The organism is Mesorhizobium sp. M1A.F.Ca.IN.022.07.1.1 (assembly GCF_003997575.1).
In the GTDB taxonomy this organism is placed as follows: domain Bacteria; phylum Pseudomonadota; class Alphaproteobacteria; order Rhizobiales; family Rhizobiaceae; genus Mesorhizobium.
In genome coordinates, this window is the sequence record NZ_RZST01000062.1 from 1 (window position 1) to 21,151 (window position 21,151).

Here is a 21,151-nt window from a genome sequence, read left to right on the forward strand (position 1 = left end):
AGTAGAGACGCTGCACCCTCTCCACCGGCGGCTGCTCGAGGAATGTGTAATACTCGTCCGGATCCTCGACTTCTTCCGAATCCAGGATGTAGTCCCGACGCGATATGTCGAGACGCATCGGCGGCAGGTCGTCGCCTGGATCGCGCCAGTCGTCGACATCCTGGTAATAGCGCTCGTCGACATAGCTCAGGACATATTCGCGCCCGTCAGGCGTGATGCGCGAACGCTGGACGATGTCGCCATTGCGGTTGCGGATGGTGACGATCTTGACGCCATTCTCGCGCTCCACGGTCTCGCGGGTGCGGCCGCGCGGCAGATCCTCGTAATAGACGTCCCTGGCGCCACGGGTGATGCGAGGAGCCTCGTTGCTTTCCACGAAAGTCTGGTTGTTGAACTGGAGGATCACGCGGTCGCCGAACTGCTTCACCACATCCGCGCCCTGGGGCCGGCGGCGCTCACGGACCACCTGCTCGGGCGTAAGTTCGATCCGCTTGCCCTTTTCCTCGGTGACCGGAACAAGCTTCTCAGGCTTGATCGCCTGCTGGGCCGCCTTGTCGTCGGTGGGCGGCGGCCCCTGATCGACCGCGGCAGGCCGCTGCTCGGCCTGAGCGCCGCCCTGCTGTCCAGCCTGGTTGCCGCCTTGCTCGACACCGGCCTGGCCATTCTCGTTCTGGCCGGCCGGCTGGCGGCCCTTGCGCTTGCGAACGACATCCTTCTGGCTGTCGAGGATGGGAGCCTCGTTCGCGTTGGCAGGGGTCTCGCCCTGTGCGGCAGCGCCGGCGTTCGCGCCGCCTTCAGCCGGCTGCTCACCGGTAGCGGGCTGGGTGGTTGCCTGGCCTTCGCTGGAGGGCTGCTTGGTCGAAGGTTGATCTCCCGTCACCGCCTGACCGGTGCCGGGCTGCTCGCCGACCGTCTGTCTGCGCTTCTTGGTCTTGTCCAGAGGCTGTTCGCCTTCGGCCGGTGCTGCTTGCTGATTGTTTTGCTGTGGCTCGGCCTGCTGTGCCTCGCCGGCAGGGGCTTCGGTCTTCGGCGCCTGCTCGGCCGGGGCGGTCTCGGTTTGCTGCTGATCCCGCTTCTTCCTGCGCAGCTTGTCCTGCGGCGTGTTGTCGTTGGCGGGCGCCGCCTGTTCGGCAGGCTGCTCGGCCGGTGCAGTCTCGGTTTGCTGCTGCTGGCGCTTCTTCCTGAGCGGCTGCTGTTCGTCGCTCGCCGGCGCCGCCTGTTCGGCGGGCTGCTCTGCCGGCGCCGTTTCGGTTTGCTGCTGCTGGCGCTTCTTCCTGCGCGGCTGCTGTTCGTCGCTCGCCGGCGCGGCCTGTTCGGCCGGCTGCTCGGCCGGTGCGGTTTCGGTCTGCTGCTGGCGCTTCTTCTTGCGCGGCTGCTGCTCGTCAGTCGCAGCCTGTCCGCCCTGATCGGCAGGGGCTGCCTCGATCTGCTGCTGTTGATCGCGTTTCTTGCGCGGTTTGAGCTGCTGCTCCGCCGGGGCCGCCTCTTCCGCCTGGCCGGACTGCTGCTGGTCCTGCCGCTTCCGGCGCGGCTTCTGCTCGGGCTCGGCGGACTGTTCGGTCGGCGCCGATTCCGACTGCTGCTCGCGCTTCTTTTTCCTCGGCTGCTCGGCTTGCCCCTGCTGGCCTTGCGCACATTCCTCAGCCGATTGGCCTTCGGCGCAGTTCGACTGCGCTAGGATAAACGGCGTCCCCCGCGAAGGGCCGAGATCGGCCTGCAGCGGATACGCGCCCAACGGCGCGGATGCCATTAGCAGGCCGATTGCCGTACCTGCCAGAATCCGTGGTTGGCGTTTCATATCGATTTTCTCCTACTGGGGTCCCATCCCTGCCCAAACTTTCAACAGCATCAATTGGTTCCGCCGGGCATTGTTGTCAGCCAAGGATGCCCGGCCGGCCTTTTGAAGGCAATTTCGTGTTTTTCTAATGTTGATAATGGGTCCTGTGACAGCAGTGCTTGACCGACAGGTCCCGGAGGGCCAAATCCAGCGGCATGAATGCGCCATTTTGGAAAACCAAGACTCTCGAGGCCATGACCCCGGCCGAATGGGAATCACTATGTGACGGCTGCGGCAAATGCTGCCTGTCCAAGCTCGAGGACGAGGATACCGGCGAAATCTATTGGACGAGCGTCGGCTGCCGGCTGTTCGACGCCGAAAAATGCCTTTGCTCGGATTATGCCAACCGGCTGGCGCGCGTGCCCGATTGCGTCGGGCTGACACCGCAGAATGTGCGCACGATCACCTGGCTGCCCAAGACATGCGCCTACCGGCTCATCGCCGAGGGACACGACCTCTATTGGTGGCACAAACTGGTTTCGGGAAGCGCGGAGACTGTGCATGAGGCCGGGATCTCGATCCGCGGCCGGGTGAAGGCCAAGGAAACGGATCTCGCCGAACCGGACGACTATTTTGATTATGTGCTTGATGACGAACCCTGACGGCTTCGCATCTTGATGACGAAGCCTGCGGCTTCGCATCTTGAAACTCGAGGGACTGGGGCCGCGGTGACGCGTTCCCCGCGTCAGATTTGGAAGTGCATTCGGGTGAGGGGTTTTGCCTTTCTTCCACATGAACCGGACATGAACGGCCGGTTCGCACAAAGTTCAGACACAAAAAGGCATTTTGTAATCATTGGTTCGCCAATCATCCGTTCAAGGGCGAGAGGCCCACAACAAGGAGAGAGACAATGTTCAACCAGATCAAGACGGCAGCCCTTTCGGCCCTTGTCGGGCTTTGCACGCTCGGCGCCATCCCGGCGGCGCATGCGGACAGCCTCTATCTCGGCTTCGGCAACAATCACGATCCGCGCTTCGGCGTCTACACCGGCGATGATGGCTATTACCGCCGCGATCGCGACTGGCGCCGCCGCGGCTGTTCGCCGGACCGCGCGCTCGACAAGGCCGAGCGTATGGGCCTGCACCGCGTCCGCATCGTCGACATCAGCCGGCGAACGGTGAAGGTGGCCGGCCGTCAGTATGGCGACCGCGTGGTGGTGGTCTTCGCCAACGAGCGTGGCTGCCCGATCATCTATCGCTGAGGCTTTTCTGGAGCCTGCGAGGACAGGTTGGGCATGATCCTCTGCAGGACCAGCTGACCTTCTGCGAGGTCGGGAGCAGGATGACTCTCGCCGACGTCACCTGTGAGTAGTGGAGCCCCTTCGGCCAGTGCTGAAGCGTGGCTCAGATAAAATCCCGGAGGATCGGTCCTCCGGGGTTTTGTTTTTGTCGGATTACCAAAGCGGCGGGCTAGCTATTTCAGCTCGAACGTGACGGTCACCTGGACGGTGTAGGAATTCTCGCCGGCCTGCACCGGCACGGCGGCGCGGGCGGCATCGAAAGCCTTGGCGTTCAACGGCATCGGCGCCGGCGCGACGTTCTGGTCGGTGATCTCGATCACCTTGCCAAGGTTGACGCCGGCGGCCGCGGCGAGCGTCTTGGCCTTGGCGAGCGCGTCGGCAACCGCCTTCTTGCGCGCCTCGGTGATGGTGGCCTTCGGATCATCATTGGTGAAGGCGATGCCGCCGCCCTGGTTGACCCCGAGCGACACCGCCTTGTCGAGGATGTCGCCGGTCTTGTCGACGTCGCGCACGCGCACCGACAGTGTGTTCGTCACCTGGTAGGCAACGAGTTCGGCTTCCTGGCTGCCGTCCGCCTTGTTGGTGTAATTGTAGCGCGGATTGATCTGGATGCCGGCTGTCTGCAGGTCGCGATCGGCAATTCCGGCCGATTTCATCGCCGCGATCACGGCCGCCATGGCATCATTGTTGGCATCAAGCGCGGCGCGCGCGGTCTTTGCCTCACGCATGACGCTGAGCGTCAGGATCGCCATGTCCGGCGCGACAGTCGCTTCGCCTTCGCCCGAGACGACAATTCGCGGAGGCGGCTGGGTGTCGGCGGCGCTTGCCAGCGCCGGAAACGCGATCGCGGCAGCGAGCGCGACAGGCAAAAGATATTTGGTCATGAAAACTCCTCGAAATCTGCGATCCGGTATCACCTCTGCCCAGACTCGAAAAAGGCATCGATTCCCGGCGTTGCGGGCAGTCCGGACCAGTTCACGCGCCTGATGGGCGCGCACGCCGCTGTACGGAGCGAATATGAGCTGATTTTGGCATTTGCCGCCAGCGCTTTCGAAAGCCTTGTGCCGGGCGGCGAAAAACACTAAGCCAGCCCGCGTGGGGCCTGTAGCTCAATGGTTAGAGCCGGCGGCTCATAACCGCTTGGTTGGGGGTTCGAGTCCCTCCGGGCCCACCATAACCATTGTTTTTATTCACAAAAAGTGCCCTCGGCCCAAAACGTTTTGGGCCCATTATGGGCCCAAAGCAGGACCGTGGTCCCGGTTTGTTCCGACTCGATTTGATTATCTGACGATGCGGAGGTTTGCCCGCCGCTTCATGGCGTCGCGTTTGGCCTCGCGCTCGTTGATGGCACGAGCAATATCAACCGCGATCCGCTTCTTATTGGCCTCACGCACATACTCATCTGTTACCGTCATGGAGGAATGACCCATCGCCTCCATGATGGCGCGCGCCTGGATGTTGCATTCAGCGAGGTAGGTGCCGAAGGTGCGGCGCAGGCCATGAAGCGTGTAGCCGCTTGGAATTCCCGCCTGCCGCGTCCAGTGCTGCATCATGCCGGTCAGGCTCTTTTCCGAGAATGACCTGCCATAGGCGTTCTTTAAGACCGTGCCGCCTCTCGAGCGATCGAGCAGGTCCAAGGCCGTTGCTAGTTTGTCTACGACTGGAATGAACATCTCCCGCCCGCCATGGCGGTTGCGGTTCTTCTTCTGGCGGAAATCAAAGGCCTCGATTAGCACCAGCGAGCCGTCGAACAGTTCGATCTCTTCGGTTAAAAGATCGTCCCACTCAAGAGCAGCGATATCGCCGCGCCGATTTCCAAGCCAGAACCCCAGTGCATAGCAGGTGCGCGCGGCTGTACCGATGGGGTGTCGCTCCTCGAACTTTTCGCGCATCGCAATTGGCCAAGCTGGGTTCTTGGTCGATTTGGGCACCCGCACGCGGATAGATAGCGACGGATCATCCTGCGGCTTGATCCATTTTTCGACATCGGTCGCGACCCATAGAAGCTTCTTGATGGCGACCAACGTGTGTTTGGCGACTGTGCGGTTCGTCCTGAAGATGCCTTCAATGATGGCGCGAAGCCGATCCGCGTCGAGATGTTCAACAGGAGTATTGCGCCAGGTGAGTGGGTAGTTGGGATCGACCGGCAGGTTGAGAAAACGCTCAATCAGTCGCGCATTCTTCTGCTGCGTGGCTTCATCAAAGCCCAACCACTCCATTGTCGTTTCAAGCCGGCGCGCGGCATGACCAAAGGTTTTTGGCAGTGCCCGACCGGGCAAATCGACGATAACTGCCTTCTTGCCTTGACCCTGCGTGGCCTTCTCGTAAGCCGCCTCGAACTCGGGATCGCCGGGCTTACCGGGAAGGCGGATTTCAGGCATGCCCTTTGCGCGGTAGCGATAGATTAGCTTGCCGTTCTTGAGGCGCGAAGATACCCCAGGGTAACGGGCATCCTTAAATGGCCGAGCCATCAAATGCTCCTTTCAGTCCGGGGGACCCTTTCAGACTCGCCCGTAGCGAAAGGGTTTTGCTTTTGATGGCAACGCGCAGGAGCACCGGGTAACGAAACCCTCTTCCTTGCTCTATGCCTTCAAAGGTGCGCCTCGGTATTCCCAGTACCTTGGCCGCGGCTTCGGCAGTAACCCCTTCCTTTGCCCGCCATGCTTTCACGTCTTGCGCAAGTTTCTCATTCTCGTTCACATCATGCCTTCCGCACGGGCTATCATCGTACTACGCCTGCAGCGTATACGCAACGAGCGTAGTTGCTATCTTTTTTCCACGCCCCGTTTGCTTCGTTCCAACAGCTCTTGAAGGCCGCTGTCTTTGTCCGGCAACGAGGTGAAAGCGATATCCAAGGCTACACGATCCCAGACAGCGCGGCTATTGATGCGCTTGGGCTTTGGCATACGCCCATCGGCAACCATCTCGTCAAAAAGCGTCGATCCGACACCGATGTAACGAGCTGCTTCCTCACGAGATAGCCCTCGTGGGGGATACGAGATTGCGTCACTCTTCATGGACGCTGCCTCGGTCCTGATACTCCGGGCGGGTTGGTGTCGAAGCACAAAGCCGCATCCTAGTTGCCATTTCGCTGCGAGCAGATCGTGTTGGGCTAAAATAAGAAGAGCCTCGTTAAGCGGAAGCGGCCTGACTAGCTCGTGCGGCGTAAACTGGTAGCAACGTGTGGACTGTGGATCACGGGAGGAGAGCGTTTCTAAGCGGACTCGTGGGGCAAGTCGGTGGACGGCTACATTGCATTGTGCACGACCGGGGCTAACCACCTGCGACATCCCGCTGGCCCTCTTGCGCACCCTCCCTCAGTGTCGAAATCGGAGCCGTTATCCCGAGGACCGTCGAAAAACCGCCGTCGCAGAGTTGCCACTCTTTGGTGCTGAAACCGATATTTCTAATCATATCGGTTTTAACTCATCGCTCAAACTTTAGATGGAGCAAGGCAATTTCGGCTCGTCGATCGAAGTCGACGAGGGCGCCGCACAACGATTGGCAGCTTTGCGCCAGGAGTGGCGATCAGCGAGCCACTACTCAGACGTCCCGTTTGGGCCGACAGTAGGCGGTCGGTCTTGGCGAATGAAGATACGAAAGCAGCCGGTCACCGACGTGCTTCGCATGGCGTCCGGCTTCTCTGTTAGGATGTGTTTGAAAGACGATCGCTGCATGGTCCAAGTTTCGCCCTCGACACCAGCTCTCGATCTGGACATTAAGAAAAGTCCGCAGTGTTCGGAAGAATTCCGAACTCTACGGCCGCATCGTCAACGACATTGCGCCTGATCTGATGAGAGACAGGTACACTTTCAAGGACTTGTCGGATTTCGAATACAGGGCTCGCGACGAATCGATCGGGCGGGCGTACATGGGGCACATCTATTGGACGGAGATGCTGTACCGGGCGCATATGGCTTCGGTCGCATCGGTGTTCCGTACGTCCAGGTGGATCAAGGTGGCGGTCCGCGAACATGAGGCGGGAAGTCTATATGGCTGCGCGTCGGCGTGTAGAAGCCTGATCGAATCCGCAGGCGATATAAACCACAGCCTGGGACCAGTGGCCCGGACGCTCGCCTACAACAAGGATGCGATACGAGCCGAGATTTCGGGTCAGGCTGGGGAGCCCATGCTGTCCGCTAAGGAGTTGGAAGACACGCTGATACACTTCACGCATGCCCGGAAGGTGCTGAAGACCGAAAAGACACCGGCAGTCGCAAGGCGATGCAGACCTTCCAGTACGTCGACCACGTGGATGGAATGAAGATTCCCGGCATAAAGCCGTTCCTACGCGAAACTTTGCGAGATCGGTCACCCGGCTGCCGACTCCGTGTCGGTGACCTTCGTTGCCAATGCCGGAGCCTGGATCGTAGACCCCGGCAACGAGATCGTCGTTCTCAAGGCGTTGCTCGCTGAACGGCAAGATACTCTCTCGGGCGTGCTAATGGCGTCGTTCAATGCCCCGCTCTTAATCCTAAGAACCCTTCACGCGTTCGATCTTTTCACGAGGCTGCGTAAGTACCATTTCGATGAAATTCCTGAGTGGAAGAAGATCCAAACCGCGCTGCGATCGTAGGCCATGAGCGGATCGAAAGACGTTCCGCCTTTCGACACGCATGGCGTGGATATTCGGTCTGCTAATCCTTCGAACACTTGCGTTCGGGCCCTCACGTCTCGCATAACTGCCATCACGAGGGGGAGGATTCGATGGTCGAGCAGGTCATTCAGGTCGCGGTGCACGACCTGAAGAGGAATTCCGAGAGTTTTGAAACGGTGTCGGGTAACGCGCACCTCAAGGTCTCGGAAACGGTGGAGCGCGTGGTCGGCGAGCTGCACGCCATGTATGCGAGCCGCGCCTCGAAGTCTCACGGGCGCTTCGCGGCAAGCTCCGACAACTATCCGGCACAGACCTATCTTGACGAGTTCCGGAAGGGCGACTTCAAGGACTTCGCCACGCTCACGGCCAAGCTGATGACGACACTGACCGTTCAGGCGCGCCGAAAGCCCGGGGCGACGGGCGGTCACGTCCTTTTCGCGCATCTCGAGAAGGACGAGCAACGGTTTCTGCTAGTGGCGATCATCAACGACAAGCTCGGTGCGGCGCTCACCAAAAGCTTTGACATCGCGTCAGTCGAACACCTCGACCTCGACGGCTTCCGCTTCGCCGGCCGGATCAACATGACGGCATGGACTAACTCGGCGGACCGTTACATCGGCTTCCTAAAGGGCAAGGGGAACGTCGCCGAGTACTTCAAGGAGTTCCTCGGTTGCGACAGCACCGTTCAGGACCTCGAGGATACCAGGACACTGGTGCGCGTGCTGAACGGTTTCGCCGAGCCGGCGAAGGGCTTCGTGAAGGACAAGCAAGCTTTCCTGCAGAAGGCGTACGACATCTGCCAGCGATACATCCGGGACAACGAGCCTTTGGATCTCGAGACATTCTCCAACGAGCTCTTTCCAGAGAACCCGAAAGAACTCGCCAAATCGCTCGGAGATCCGGATGTCGGACTTGGCGACGGCTTCGTTCCGAAGAAGCGAGCGCTGTCGCCGATGGTGAAGTTCTCCGCGAAGACGCGGCTCTGGTCGGTCGAATTCAATCGGCAAGCCCTTACCGACGGCAAGATCGTCTATAACGACGACAAGAAGACCCTGACCTTCACCGAACTCCCTCCCGACCTGATCGAAAGACTGGAACACGATCAGGAGTAGCGTAGCCTCATGATCACGTTCGACCAGCTGATAGCACTCTACCGCAACACGGAGTTCTCGAAAGATGGCTCCGCGGGAAAGTTGACGGTCCGCGATTACAGCATTGTGGAAACGCTGAAGCAGATTGAAAGCGATGAGAAGGCTTTCGACGACGCGGCATTCACGGTCGACTCAGCGTCGGCGGTCGTCATAGGCGCGACAGTTAGCGTCGAAATCGGCGCTCCACGCACAGGACTTGGCTTCCTCGCGCTCACCCTCGACCGGCTGCTCGAGAACCGTCGCAACCGCATAGCCGAGCCGGAGCGCTATTACCTGATCGAGGAGAGGTTCGCCTACAACGATACCGTCGTTCCCGACGCCGTCGCGCGCTACCGGAACGCATTGCGCCTGGTCCGCACCTTAAAAGAGGCGGCTGCGTTTCTCGACCCGTACCAGGCGGAGATGCTGTTCCTCGGCTCGATCCGGCTGATGGTCCGTGTAGACTTCAGGTCATCGGACCTTGTCTCCGTAAACTCCATACTGGTCGACGAGTTCGAGAACTTCGTCATGCAGAAGGTGCACAAGGACCAGAAGGCTGCGATCGTTGCTACCACGCTCATCGAGACGTGTCGCACCCATCCCGAAGGCGAGCGCTTCAGGTACCTTCTTCGACACTTTCGGGACTTCGTCACAAAGTGCGAGGACAGCTATAGGCTGTTCGCGTCGGAGTTCTCGTACGACAAGATCCGGGGGAAGGCGGAAGAGGCCATCGCGGACTACACCGGTAAGATCCATAAGACATTCCATGACATCCAGAACCAGATAATGGGCATTCCCGTCGCGAGTGTGATCATCGCCACGCAGCTCAAGCCCGCAACTCAATGCGACGTGAATTTCTGGGCAAACCTCGCCATCTCGCTCGGTGCAACGCTGTTCGTTGCCCTCCTGGCGTTTGCCATCGTCAACCAGCTGCTGACGCTGTCGACGATAGACGACGATCTGACCCGACAGAAGACCAAGCTGAAGGGCGATTACTCGGTCGTCGCCGCGGAGTTCCTCCCTCTTTATCGCAAGCTGGAAAACCGGATTACACTTCACCGATTCGTCCTTGGCATCATCCTTGTCGTCTGCGGGCTCGGGGCGCTACTCACCTGGCGCATTTATTTCCAGCTGACAACTCTGATGCCGTGGGCGTGCTGAGAGCGCCGTTCGGGTCACGCCATAGAAGCGAGATTCGTTCGATTGGGGCACTATGGGCCATGTGGTTCACTCGAACGGACTGCCCGCTTTCGGTGAAGGCAAACTCTGCCTGAACGGCCGATTAGAGGCGCGGTGCTGCCGGACAACTTGGCGTGGCCGCGACACGCAAGGTGAGGTTTTTGGGGCGCCTCCCTCATGCGCGCGCTTGGAAGGCTTCGTCTTGAAATACAGCCAGTTGAGAAACGCGTCGGCGTCCGTGAAATCAGCGCCACCGATGCGCCTCCGCAGCGCGTCGATGGTAGCGCACAATTGCGTGTATCGTTCGGCCGACAGCGTTGCGACAGTTGGACTTCGAGGCGCGCCAATGCCGATCGCCGCTAGGGCGCCGGAGGTATTGCCGTTGAAGACAGCGTACCGCTTCGGGGCGAAGGTGCAGAGAATCGCCGTGATCATATTCACGCCCACGCCAGGAATACCGAGCGCTAGCTGACGCATCTGCTCGTAACCCCGTTCTGGCGCGAGTTTGGCTGCCTTCCTGCCCGCGGCGAACAGTGTGATCGTCTTCTTGGGATGATCGAGTGCCGCCGCCCTCGTCGATGAATGTCGCCGGAATGCCAGAGATGTTGATAAGGCTCTCTTGAAGAAATCAGATTGCTTAGATTCTCTGCGAAGACGCTCCTCATTTCCTTCGAAATCCTCGGCGCGTTGCCGAGATCCGCGATCAATTGCTGAACCTTCAATGCCTTGTCCCGATCGGTCCGGCGCTTCGCCAGCGCGGAACGTTCGGTCTTGTCTGCGCGGTACTGGCGGAGGAAGCCATTCAAGCGCCGCAGATCGAACTGTGCGGCGAAGTTGTCTTCGAGCTCTTTCTCAAGTTTGCGTCGCAATCGCTCGGCGTCTTTGTGTCGCGAGGCATATTGCCCAAGCACCAGGTCATCGAGTTCTTGGAAGCTGCCGCTCTCACGAAAATCGGCAAAGGTGACTTTCAGATCCGACGACAGTTGTTCGTCCGAGTTCACGGTCGCCAGGATTGAAATTTCATCGTTTGTTGTCAGGGCGCCGGTCGTGAGGTTCGCTGACCCGATCAGACACCGAACCTGGCCTTCGCTTCGTCCGACATAGGACTTCGGGTGAAAGGTTGCGGTCTTGCCGTTTGCAAGAAACATTTCGAAGGCCCCGAACCGCTTCTTTATTGCGAGCAAATGCGCGAGCGCCCTCGGCTCGGTGATGTAGAAATCAGTACCGAGGAAAGCTTCAATTTTAGCGCCCTGCTTCAGGCGTGCCTCTAGGAGCAGCCCGATGATCCGTGCGCCACCCTCTTTTAGGAAGGCGACGGCGATGCTGATCTGCTCAGCGCCCTCCAAAACATGGGCGACAGCGGTCCGATGATCATCGGACGCCTTGTTCTGGATGAGTCGCATGCCGGTACATCCCCCTCAATGGCAGAATCCGCCGTCTCGAGAATAGCGGCTACCGTCCGATTTACCGCCATCTAATAGATATCCGTGTGCGTCAATTGCAACGATGTTCGAGATGTCCGCCGACAATTGTAACGAAACCTCGGATAGACTGCCGGCAGCTCACGAGCCAGGTAACAGACGACGGCTTTCGGGAACGGATGGGGGCACTTTATACGACCGATATGGCGCATTGCAGCCCGTCATTCTTGGGGCCGATAGCGGACTGGAAGCTTCGGGCCTCGGATCTTCCATAACGGACCTTCAATTCGGTGCGAGTATCTTCGTGACGTGACCCGAAGCAGACGCTTCAACAGGCCTGCTTTCGGGCCAACCGGCTAGAAAGTTCTACCTTGAACTCTGAGTGAATTCCCCGACTTTCCTGAAACACGACCTTCGCCCTGCCTGCGCAGATGGGCGATCGAGCCATATTGGCCAGCTTGGCGCTAGCCAAGCTGCGATTTATTTTCTCGAGTTTGAAACGGATCTCTGTTAACTGATAAGGGATTCGGAGAATCTCATGTCGAATCAGACCGTCGCAAGCCTATTTTCGGGAATTGGTGGATTCGAGGTGGGTTTCGCCAAAGCGGGCCTAAAGACGTCCCTGATGTGCGAAAAGGATTCTGCGGCACAGGCCGTCTTGCGAAGCCGCTTTCCGGAGATCAGTCTTGTCGACGATGTCACGGCCATGCCTCGTCTTCCCAAGTGCGACGCCCTTGTCGGTGGCTGGCCTTGCCAGGATCTCAGTCAAGCTGGACGGATGGCTGGTTTGGACGGCAGCCAGTCCGGGCTGGTGTCGCACGTGTTCAGGTTGCTCGACGCTACACCGAAGAAGCCGAATACTATAGTTCTCGAAAACGTTGCGTTCTCCCTAAATCTGCAGAAGGGCAAGGCAGTACGGTACGTTACCGCCGAGCTAGCCGAACGCGGCTACCGCTGGGCGTACCGCGTGCTGGACACTCGGGAATTTGGGCTTCCGCATCGACGCCGGCGCATTTTCATCGTCGGCATGTTGGAGGGTGACCCCGGAAACCTCCTCTTCGACGGTATCGACCGCGTAGCGCCCGCAAGCGATTGGGCGGCCAACATCGGATTTTACTGGACTGAGGGCAATCGTGGCGTGGGTTGGACCCCTGATGCAGTACCACCCCTAAAAGGGGGCTCCGGCCTAAGCATACCTTCACCGCCTGCTATTTGGACGGTGGAAACTGGACTGTTTCAGACGCCTGGCATCGAGGATGCGGAACGCCTTCAAGGTTTCCCCGCTGGCTGGACGGCGGCTGCCCGCGACACCAATAAGGGCGAGCGCGGGCGCTGGCGCCTTGTTGGCAACGCTGTGAGCGTGCCTGTGGCGACCTGGGTCGGACAACGTCTGGTGGCCTCGGAAGCCCACAGCCTTGCCTATCAGGAACACGGTACCGAGACGCTTTCCCAGCACAACGCGGCGTGGGGTGGCCCTAAGCAGACTTCACGCTACATACCTGGGGCGGGTGAAGGACCGGCAGACGAACGCCGCGTCTCGATCGCGAGCTTTGGCTTGAACGATGCACAGACATTATCCGTCCGCGCCGCCGAGGGATTTCTTCGCCGCTACATGAAGAGTGGGCTAACTAAGAACCAAGACTTCGCGCAAGCACTGGCGACCCACTGCGGTCTCGAAGAAGTACCCGCCTAAACGCGGCGGTAGTGCTGCCTTGTCTTGTAGCGCTCAAGCCCCTTAATGAGCGAGACCATGAAGATCCTTGTCCGTCGAAACTTCTCGGTAATGTCCTGAGTGCTGAATTGGGAACCGACGGTCTCGAACGTCTCGGCGCCATGAGCAAGTGTGTTGCGCATCTGTCTTATAAGGACCAGGTCGGAACCGCCGAGGCAAGATCGCGGTGGTCGCCATCGGCTTTCGATCCGCGCGACGAAGCGTAGCAATTCCTCGTTGTCGACATTTCCGGAAAACGGCAGACGGCGCAGGTCTGATTTCCAGTCCACGACCCCAGGCGCGAACCTGGCCACGTCGCGGATGAGGCTGTCGTGGTTGGCGCCCTGGGTGAGCCGGTCGCGGAAGTGAGCTCGGGCTATCTCTTCCTGCCAGTAGTCTTTCAGAGCCATAAAGCCGCCACCGCGTGCCAGGATCTCCTGTCGCAGCCCTACCAACGCCTCTCGGGAACCGAACTCTATGCAGTTGTACATCATGATGAAGGCGGAGGCGCGGGACGCCGTGATCGCCGCCGTTGCGCGGTAGAAACTGCGGCCGGGTATGTTGTAAACACGCTCCAGCGACTGCAGAGACTTTAGGTACTCGGACACGTCCTGCGCGCGGACGCGAAAGCGTCCCTCAACGCTCATACGGACGGCCGAGCAGGCTGTCGCGGACGTATTCGATACGCCCCCGGAGCTTCGGAGCACTGTTGCTGGCGTCCGTCCGCACCAGCTCCTCGAACTGCTTCGACCGCAGCCATGCATCCGATGGCGGCCTTAAGGCCGGATCGCTCCGTAAGGCGAGCGCCGTTCCAACGGCAATGGCTTCGAAGCGGACACGAGGAACGCGTTTCCCTCCATCCGGCCGATAGAAGGCCTTCGGATAGTACATGCGGATAAACTGCATTGTCCGCTCGAATTCGGCGCCCATCTCCGAGAGCCGCGCTTCGTCAGTGGACTTGTTCAGCTTGTCCATGTTGGAGTCGAGGAATTTCCTGACATCGTGGCGGAACGCCAGGTAGCGGTCGCAGTAGATGAAAAAGCGCGTGACTAGCTCTTGACGCTCGCTGCGAGCGTCGACGCCCTTGGCCATATGGGGCGTCAAGCTCTTAAAGAGGTCTGATGCAGCCCTTTCAATCACCAGATCGAGGAAGGCACCGCGGTAAACGCCTTTCCGTATTTCGGCGTCTTCAAGTCGCTTTCCTGATGTGTTGAGGCGCCTGAACAGCTCAACACGGGTGCTTTCGTCGGTTCCCTGGTCCAAGACGAACGAACGTATTGGCGTGTTGTTGAGACGCCGCTGCACCGAGGGCGGCAAATCGGCGAAATGATATCCGTTCAGTATGTCTAGCTTCTCGAGACCTCTCAGCGCGAACCCATCCCGCAAATATCGTACTAGGCTTCGGATCCGTTGCGAGCCGTCAACGATCTCCAAGCGCCCCTCGACGTCATAGAGGAATACCGGAGGAACTGGGACCCTGAGGATGAGGCTCTCGATGAAATAGGAGCTTTGCTCCTCGTTCCAAGCGAGGCTTCGCTGATACTCCGGAACGTAGATGTCCCCTTCCGTCTCGGCCTCATCGCGAAATTTCGAAACCACCAGTTCGACGGAAAAGTCCGTAACAACGTACCGAGCCTCCCGGCGCACATCATCGACGATCGCAGCCACTTCGTCCGGGTCTGCCAACTGCAGTAAAAGGTTCGACATAAGGTTTTGGTCCCGACAAGATGCATAGATGTCAGATTCTTGGCATGATCGCTAGCGAGGCAGAGAATCGGAACCCTGCGTCGCTCGCCCAACACTCGGCGCCGTGAGGAAAATGTCTTGACGGCTTTCGGTGAGGATGGTCAGATACTGGACGCAGAGTTCGAGGTCGAAGAAACGGCCATCGGGGTCGACATCGTGCTTCACTCGAATGGCGGCGTCTCCCGAGGCAAGCCCGCCTACAACCCGGACTATATCGCGACCCTTGAAACCATCTTAGCCCGCCTCGCGGTGCTCGGTGGCAATCTTGAGGGGGCGTGGGTCGACAGTAAGGCCCTCGCCGACCTCGACCCGAACGACCGTCGAGTTAAATTGGAGACGGCCGACTATCCCATTCGTCTATCCGACGTTTCCGATATCGGCGAACTCAGATTGCAGATCCGCCGGAGCGTTTCAACGATCGGAAGGTCGGAACGTCGATCTGCCGGCACCGGCAATAAAAGTTACGACTAGCGGTATCTTTCGACATCCGCCCTTCTCTTCCGAGACTAGAGCGCGTCCTGTTTAATCCGGTTCATATCCTGCGGCTTTGAAGTAGTTGGCACATTCGGCTGTGGTGAAGAGGTCGACGACCGCGCCGACCGTGTCCCACAACGCCTTGATGGTTCTCTCGGCCTTTGCTCGCAGCAGCGCCTTGAGTTTGGCGAAGGCGTTCTCAATCGGGTTGAAGTCGGGACTGTAAGGCGGCAGGTAGAGCAGGCTCGCGCCTGCGGCCTCAATCGCGTCGCGCACGCCGGCGGCCTTGTGGGCGGGCAGGTTGTCCATGACAACTACGTCGCCCTCCGACAATGTCGGGACCAGCACCTGCTCGACATAGGCCAGGAACACGTTGCCGTTCATGGCGCCGTCGTAGACGAAGGGCGCAGTCATGCCCGTCAGCCGCAGCGCTCCGGTGAAGGTTGTGGTCTTCCAGTGGCCATGCGGCACGCCGGCCCGGCAGCGCTCGCCGCGCGGCGCTCTTCCACGCAGGCGGGCCATCTTTGTGGAGAGGCCGGTCTCATCGATGAACACGAGCTTCGCCGGATCGAGGTCGAGCTGGCCGTCGAACCAGTCGCGGCGCCGCTTCAGGATGTCGGGGCGATCCTGCTCCAGTGCGTGCGCGGACTTTTTTTGAATGTCCAGCCGTGGCGGCGAAGCCAGGCGCTCAAGGCGCTGCGGCTGATGCGCACCGACTGCTCGGCGACGAGCCGCTCCACCATCTCGTTCAGCGTGATGTCCTTGCGCTCCTCGATCAGCCCGACGACGAAGGCTTCATGCGCATCGAGGCTGGAGGCACGGCGGCGGCCCTGCGGGCGGGGCGCCAGTTCGCCGATCTTCGCCCGCGCAATCCAGCGGATCGCGCTGGACACTCCCACGCCGAACCGCGCCGCCGCTTGCCGCGCCGACATGCCCTCGTCCGAAGCCTTCAAGACCCGCGACCGAAGATCCACGCTCAATGCTTTTCCCATCGTCAACCTCCATCGAGGTGGACGTTGAATCAGCACAAAACGCAGCCGTCACTTCACAATCGATTCATCGATCACAGGACGTGCTCTAGAACCGGCGTTGCGGGGCGGTACCGCCACCGCACAAGCCTTCATCGACTCACTTGTCGACTTTAGTACGAACGTTGATCAGCTGCCCCTACTCGCAAGCGCACCCGACCTGCAAAACCCCGAAATACGCAAAGCGGTGTGGGATTTGACGCGCGATGCTACTCCGATCATCAAGCACCGGATTAGCCGATACGTGGAACGCGGGCCGATCGGAGCAATGGTGAAGCTAACGAACAACCACCGGTGTCAGGGCTGCGACGTCTTGGGTCAGGCTTGGGCCACGTTCTTCAAACCGGATGGTATGCCGTATGTCGAAGCTCACCACGTGGTGCAGGTATCGACACTCAGCGTTGATGTGCTGGGGCCGCAAAACGTCATTACGGTCTGTCCAAATCACCATCGCCAGCTTCACTTCGAGGTCACCACGGTGCTGCACCTTGGCGACGAATTCGAATTCATCCTCCCTCCGCACCTCGCGTTCCGGATTCGGAAGTTTTCCGTCTGAGACTAGCGTTAAAGCTTCGATGAAGGCGGTGTGGTTGGCTCATCCGCGCATCTATCGCCAGTCGCAATATTTGTAGGAGCGGCTCCAGGTAGTCGTTACGCTTTATCTCGCATTCCCACACCTCCACGACAGCCCAGCCCCGCGAACGCAGTGCGCCCGCAGCAGCGGCGTCACGCTCCCGATTGCGCCTAAACTTCTCCGTCCAGAACGCGACCCTGGACTTTGGCGTGGTCGCGAGATGGCAGCCCGGATGGCGATGCCAGAAACAGCCATGAACGAATACCACGACCTTTCGCCGGGGAAAAACGAGATCCGGCGTTCCCGGGAGGCCCTTAACATGAAGGCGGTATCGCAGACCGGCGGCATGAAGAGCCGATCGCACTTTCATCTCGGGCGACGTGTCCTTTTGCCGTACCGAACGCATTATCCTGCTGCGCTGTGAACTAACGGGATAATCGTCGTTGTCTATATGGTCACAGGTCATGGTTCTCAGTGCTCATTAGGGATGCAGCCGCCTGCGACGCTATAGGCGAACGTCGCAAAAACAGCCGCCTTCAGGCGCCAAAGTTGGCCGGACGCGCCATTCACGCTGAACCGTGCATTCCTTGAGGAGTCGACTCTCAGTCAAGTCTCACCGCAAGGAACGTCCCATCTAGACCGTTGAGAACTGAGAACGGTCGTTTAAGGCTCGTCACCTGCTCAGAGATTGAGCTAGCATGATCGTGGTGTTCGTCGGTAACTCGCCATGAGCCCATTCCCTGATCAAAGAAGATCGTGCCAGAGCCACGCGGCGTTCGAAATTCAAGGCGACGGCGGTGCGGCGCGGATTGGACTTGTGACAACTGCACTTTCGGCACCACCTCGACAAGCGATTGCTCCATAACCGCCGTACGCGTAACTAGGTCGGCCCAATCCCTATGCAACCACGGTCCTGTACGAGCCCCACCGCCGGTCTTGGCGGCGAGAGTCTGCACTTTGACGTTGGTGTCATAGTCGCTGAAGGCGGCGACCACTTCCGTCAGGAGACGGATGGACAGCGGATTGAACAGGTACTTGTCCGAATAGCGAATCTCCAAACACGGGGCAGCGAATACCTGCGCTAATTCCGTCGAGCGCGCGCGCAACAGCGCCCTGAGCCGGGCACCGAAACCCGCGGCTGGTCCGTCGAGCTCATCAGCAATCTCGAAAATGGCCTCACTGCCGCCGGCCGAGAGCAGGGCGGATACATCTAGCCGCTCCCGCGGCGCGGCAAGCGCCGTTGCACCTCGTACCACCGGAGCATCGGAGACAGAGCCCCAACCAATACCCACGGCCTTCGCGGATGTAGACGATGATGCCCAGGCGGTTAGCCCACGTGTCGAGACCACACCCGCCAGCCAGGCGTCGTTGTCGACTTCGTTTCGCGCTACGATGTCGACGCGTGCGCGCTGAGCCCATAGTACCACGTTCCGACGCGTGACGGCATCGGTAGCGGTTAGCGCGCTCGCGTCGACTGCGATCTGCACCCCGCGCCCGCGAGCGCCCCAGCGTTCCAGAACGGGCGCCATTTGCCAAGTCTCCAATTCCCACTCTGCAGGAGGCCCTGACATGAACACGACCAGTGTATTCGACGCATCGTCCCCAAGGCGGTCGGAGAGTGCTTGGGGGAGAGGTGCGGATTCATATTCGGTGGCAGGTCCGAACAGTCGGAAGCGCTTGGGAAGGTCCAGACTGCGTCCAATGGCGGTGAGTAGGGAATGCGCTGCCCTCCGGTCGGTGCCTTCGACCGCATGTTGGCTATCAACCGAGAGCACGCAGCGAGGGCAGGCGAATACTGCATCGGGATCGCCACAACGGCCCAACTTGCTGCAGTCCAGCAAGTCTCTAGCCTCGTTAAGTATGCCGATGGGATCACGAGCTATCGTGGCAGAGAAGCCGGCGCCTCCGCTCGCCCGGTCGAAGACAGCAGCGGTCCAATTGCGCTGGCCGGCAGGATGGATGGCGGGAGGCGCCGCAAAGCCCATCTCGTCAGCATCCACGCCGAGGCGACGCGCGGCCGCTTCTCTGATCGCCAAAGCCACCGTCAGCGCCACTTCACGGCTGGCGCAGTCGTAGAGTTGTATTTCGCAGACGTCGGTTCGAATTTCGTGACCGAGTCGTAGATGGCGCGCCACGGCATAGGGGTTGATCTCCGGCGCGCCTGTGCAGGTGCGTTCGTCGGCCGCACGGGGGCCTCCGCGAAGTGGACGGTGCCCCGCGAGGGACCCGGCGCCATCCGCTTGGTGTTCGGCTTCCGCGCGGCCACAGTGCAGGCAGACCTCGAACCCATGGCCGTGCGGACCTGGATTGAACCAGAAGACCAGACCGTCCGAGCCGGTCCGGAGGCGCCCGACGTTTGGGTCCGGGAGAGCGCGCCAAGCCAGAGTGCGCGCCGAGACCCAGGGGTCGACGAGCATTGAAGTCCCGGTGTCCGAGGGGTCATCATGAACTTCGTAGCGCGCGTCGACGGCAAAACCGGCTGGAGCGAGGAATCGCATGATCTTGAAGTCAGAGCTGCCGCAATCGGGGCAGGCGCCGGGAGACACGGCGGATGGCGCCGACAGTAACGCGCCGCAGGACTGACAATGGCGCATCTGACGAAGGCTTTGCACCTCCCGCACACCGGCCTTATCGGCGGGACGTTTCCAATTCAGCGTGACGCCCGCGGACTCTCGCACGACACCGTCCACCACCAAGCTCCGCCCAGGCGCATACTCGAATATGGCGATGTCGCGTTGTCGGGATGGGTATCCTCGAGAACTAAAGCGGTTCTCGCCAGAGTCCTCTCGCTTGTGTCGCTCGACCCCAGTCTCCGTCACGAAGGACACCACGTCGCTCGGGAAGCCATATGACGGTAGGAATCCGCGACCGGCGAGTTCACCCAAAAGGTAATTTCCCTGGAGCCTCCGACGTTGGAAGTCCCGCGCCTTGGATACCACAGAGGTTTCGGCATCCGGCTCATCGCCCCTTAGTGCGTCCCATTCCGCGCTCAAATCCGACTGAATGCGCTCGATCGTATCCCGGACACCTTCGAAGAGGTCGGGGTCTGGTCGCACGGGGGTCCCGCGCAACACCTCCTCAAGATCCGATGTCATCGTCTTGAGACCTGCAGCGGTGGCGTCGAGCCATGCTAGGAAGCGACGCCAAGGCAAGTTATTCAGGACTTCTGCGCTGAGTCCGAGGCCGAAAAAGGCGCCATTCGTCAGTTTGTGAAGTTCGGCGCCCTGAGTGGCCAGAAAGCGCGCAAGAAGAAGGGCGTGGGCGTGACGTCGAGCGATGGTTGGGCTTTCGAGACTGACCACCGGCGCGGGCGCTTCTCGCGCCAGGAAGGCGCCGGGATCTGCGAACGCGAGTCGGTCGAGCGGTCGATCCTTGCAAATCGTCAGGCCAAGAGCGATCGGCTGACGCGCCCGTCCCGCCCGGCCGACACGCTGCCGGTAATTAGCGATCGCCGGTGGCGCATTGGTGTTTAGAACCGCCTCGATGCTTCCAATGTCAACGCCCATCTCCATGGTGGTCGAGCAGCCAAGGACGTTGACTTTTCCAGATTTGAAGGCGTTTTCGTAGTCGCGGAGCAGGAAACTCGGTTGCTGAGCGGAGTGCTCCGCCGCGCGCAGCCACGGCGAGAACCTCGCCGCGCGATCCTGCTGATCGCCCCAGGCCCCCTTGGCCCTCAGGAGCGAGACACGTTCATCGGTCGCTAGCCAGTCGTCGAGAATTGAATCGGAGACGCGACCTCCGTGGGCATCACGGCGCCATGGAAACGGCAGGGTCGGCATGTCGACGGCTTCGGCTTTCGGGTGCACACCGAGCTTGTCGTATGGGCTTAGTCCGCGGAAGGTCGTGTCCACCAGACGTCGAGTGTTGGGGCACCAGAAGGCCCTTTCGATCGGCGTGACATTCATGTCGCCGAGCCGTAGCCGGAAGCCATTCGGACTGACCGTCATGAACCTTTGCAACGTCGACCATGCTGCCCGCAGAAGTTCGTTCAAGTCATCCCGAACGCTTGGATCATCGCGATCGAGACCAAGCGCCTGGACAAGCATCCGAACCACGCGAGAAGGTCTTGGACCGTAGGGGTGTGGCCAGAAGCGGACGTATCGGCTTGAGGGAAGCGCAGGCTCGAAAGGTACCATTTCCACGTGGCTCTGGCGGCGGTCAATCCAACGCATCCAACGTTTAGCGTCGAAATCCAGGATGACGTTAGTTCGGAC

Annotated in this window: 21 protein-coding genes and 1 tRNA gene; 10 read left to right on the top strand and 12 right to left on the bottom strand. The window is 60.1% G+C overall.

The window, feature by feature from the left end; genetic code table 11:
* Positions 1-1,798 (bottom strand): flagellar motor protein MotB (locus EOA75_RS34490; protein WP_206516986.1); only part of this gene is annotated, 1,798 nt, incomplete at its 3' end.
* A 194-nt stretch (positions 1,799-1,992) separates the two neighbouring features.
* Here EOA75_RS34490 and EOA75_RS09970 point away from each other — a divergent pair.
* Together EOA75_RS09970 and EOA75_RS09975 are read left to right on the top strand one after the other, a co-directional pair.
* A complete protein-coding gene (locus EOA75_RS09970; protein WP_066994651.1) occupies positions 1,993-2,439 on the top strand; it encodes a YcgN family cysteine cluster protein in 447 nt (148 codons plus the stop codon).
* Between the two features lie 248 nt (positions 2,440-2,687).
* Positions 2,688-3,038 carry a hypothetical protein gene (locus EOA75_RS09975; protein WP_067326832.1) on the top strand — a complete coding sequence of 117 codons (351 nt, stop codon included), beginning with the start codon at positions 2,688-2,690 and terminating at the stop codon, positions 3,036-3,038.
* Between the two features lie 212 nt (positions 3,039-3,250).
* On the opposite strand, the gene EOA75_RS09980 is transcribed toward EOA75_RS09975, so the two are convergent.
* Positions 3,251-3,961: an SIMPL domain-containing protein gene (locus EOA75_RS09980; RefSeq protein WP_095801601.1), complete on the bottom strand. Its 711-nt coding sequence runs from the start codon at positions 3,959-3,961 to the stop codon at positions 3,251-3,253.
* 214 nt (positions 3,962-4,175) lie between these two features.
* Between EOA75_RS09980 and EOA75_RS09985 the strand changes: the two genes are divergently transcribed.
* Positions 4,176-4,251 (top strand) — tRNA-Ile (locus EOA75_RS09985).
* Between the two features lie 106 nt (positions 4,252-4,357).
* On the opposite strand, the gene EOA75_RS09990 is transcribed toward EOA75_RS09985, so the two are convergent.
* From EOA75_RS09990 to EOA75_RS10000, 3 genes are all read right to left on the bottom strand, one after another.
* A complete protein-coding gene (locus EOA75_RS09990; RefSeq protein WP_091595079.1) occupies positions 4,358-5,548 on the bottom strand; it encodes a site-specific integrase in 1,191 nt (396 codons plus the stop codon).
* Entirely contained in the window at positions 5,532-5,777 is a 246-nt protein-coding gene (locus tag EOA75_RS09995; protein WP_245466603.1) for a helix-turn-helix transcriptional regulator, read from the bottom strand. The genes EOA75_RS09990 and EOA75_RS09995 overlap by 17 nt, the downstream gene beginning before the upstream one ends.
* 65 nt (positions 5,778-5,842) lie before the next feature.
* Positions 5,843-6,094, bottom strand: coding sequence for a hypothetical protein (locus EOA75_RS10000; protein ID WP_091595315.1), 252 nt, complete (start codon positions 6,092-6,094; stop codon positions 5,843-5,845).
* Positions 6,095-6,948: 854 nt separating this feature from the next.
* Here EOA75_RS10000 and EOA75_RS10005 point away from each other — a divergent pair.
* The 4 genes from EOA75_RS10005 (at position 6,949) to EOA75_RS10020 (ending at position 9,965) form a co-directional block, all read left to right on the top strand.
* A complete protein-coding gene (locus EOA75_RS10005; RefSeq protein ID WP_126034263.1) occupies positions 6,949-7,341 on the top strand; it encodes a hypothetical protein in 393 nt (130 codons plus the stop codon).
* Between the two features lie 66 nt (positions 7,342-7,407).
* On the top strand, positions 7,408-7,653 hold the full coding sequence (locus EOA75_RS10010; RefSeq protein WP_126034262.1) for a hypothetical protein: 246 nt from the start codon (positions 7,408-7,410) through the stop codon (positions 7,651-7,653).
* 131 nt (positions 7,654-7,784) lie between these two features.
* Complete coding sequence (locus EOA75_RS10015; RefSeq protein WP_091595086.1) at positions 7,785-8,786, top strand: nucleoid-associated protein; 1,002 nt, start codon at positions 7,785-7,787, stop codon at positions 8,784-8,786.
* 9 nt (positions 8,787-8,795) lie between these two features.
* Positions 8,796-9,965: a hypothetical protein gene (locus tag EOA75_RS10020; protein ID WP_091595088.1), complete on the top strand. Its 1,170-nt coding sequence runs from the start codon at positions 8,796-8,798 to the stop codon at positions 9,963-9,965.
* Between the two features lie 66 nt (positions 9,966-10,031).
* Here the strand turns inward: EOA75_RS10020 and EOA75_RS10025 are convergent, their stop codons facing one another.
* Entirely contained in the window at positions 10,032-10,460 is a 429-nt protein-coding gene (locus EOA75_RS10025) for a hypothetical protein (RefSeq protein ID WP_127324183.1), read from the bottom strand.
* Complete coding sequence (locus EOA75_RS10030) at positions 10,448-11,386, bottom strand: phospholipase D-like domain-containing protein (protein ID WP_127324184.1); 939 nt, start codon at positions 11,384-11,386, stop codon at positions 10,448-10,450. Before EOA75_RS10030 ends, EOA75_RS10025 begins: the two co-directional genes overlap by 13 nt.
* A gap of 556 nt (positions 11,387-11,942) precedes the next feature.
* Here EOA75_RS10030 and EOA75_RS10035 point away from each other — a divergent pair.
* The gene (locus tag EOA75_RS10035) at positions 11,943-13,097 is read left to right on the top strand and encodes a DNA cytosine methyltransferase (RefSeq protein ID WP_091595092.1); all 1,155 of its coding nucleotides are present in this window, start codon (positions 11,943-11,945) and stop codon (positions 13,095-13,097) included.
* On the opposite strand, the gene EOA75_RS10040 is transcribed toward EOA75_RS10035, so the two are convergent.
* Positions 13,094-13,762: a hypothetical protein gene (locus EOA75_RS10040; RefSeq protein ID WP_127324185.1), complete on the bottom strand. Its 669-nt coding sequence runs from the start codon at positions 13,760-13,762 to the stop codon at positions 13,094-13,096. The two genes, EOA75_RS10035 and EOA75_RS10040, sit on opposite strands and share 4 nt — an antisense overlap.
* The gene (locus tag EOA75_RS10045) at positions 13,752-14,822 is read right to left on the bottom strand and encodes a DUF262 domain-containing protein (protein ID WP_091595096.1); all 1,071 of its coding nucleotides are present in this window, start codon (positions 14,820-14,822) and stop codon (positions 13,752-13,754) included. Before EOA75_RS10045 ends, EOA75_RS10040 begins: the two co-directional genes overlap by 11 nt.
* A 117-nt stretch (positions 14,823-14,939) precedes the next feature.
* On the opposite strand from EOA75_RS10045, the gene EOA75_RS10050 reads away from it, so the two are divergent.
* Positions 14,940-15,332, top strand: coding sequence for a hypothetical protein (locus EOA75_RS10050; RefSeq protein ID WP_091595098.1), 393 nt, complete (start codon positions 14,940-14,942; stop codon positions 15,330-15,332).
* Between the two features lie 51 nt (positions 15,333-15,383).
* Here the strand turns inward: EOA75_RS10050 and EOA75_RS10055 are convergent.
* A protein-coding gene (locus tag EOA75_RS10055; protein ID WP_164784121.1) for an IS630 family transposase occupies positions 15,384-16,327 on the bottom strand; the annotation gives its coding sequence in 2 pieces (ribosomal slippage) (positions 15,384-15,991 and positions 15,991-16,327; 945 coding nt in all).
* A 97-nt stretch (positions 16,328-16,424) separates the two neighbouring features.
* On the opposite strand from EOA75_RS10055, the gene EOA75_RS10060 reads away from it, so the two are divergent.
* On the top strand, positions 16,425-16,919 hold the full coding sequence (locus tag EOA75_RS10060; RefSeq protein WP_091595100.1) for an HNH endonuclease signature motif containing protein: 495 nt from the start codon (positions 16,425-16,427) through the stop codon (positions 16,917-16,919).
* On the opposite strand, the gene EOA75_RS10065 is transcribed toward EOA75_RS10060, so the two are convergent.
* Together EOA75_RS10065 and EOA75_RS10070 are read right to left on the bottom strand one after the other, a co-directional pair.
* Positions 16,870-17,403, bottom strand: a complete 534-nt coding sequence (locus EOA75_RS10065; RefSeq protein WP_091595102.1) for a very short patch repair endonuclease — start codon at positions 17,401-17,403, stop codon at positions 16,870-16,872. The two genes, EOA75_RS10060 and EOA75_RS10065, sit on opposite strands and share 50 nt — an antisense overlap.
* Before the next feature lie 136 nt (positions 17,404-17,539).
* Positions 17,540-20,929: a helicase-related protein gene (locus tag EOA75_RS10070; RefSeq protein WP_164747334.1), complete on the bottom strand. Its 3,390-nt coding sequence runs from the start codon at positions 20,927-20,929 to the stop codon at positions 17,540-17,542.
* Positions 20,930-21,151: the final 222 nt, after the last annotated feature.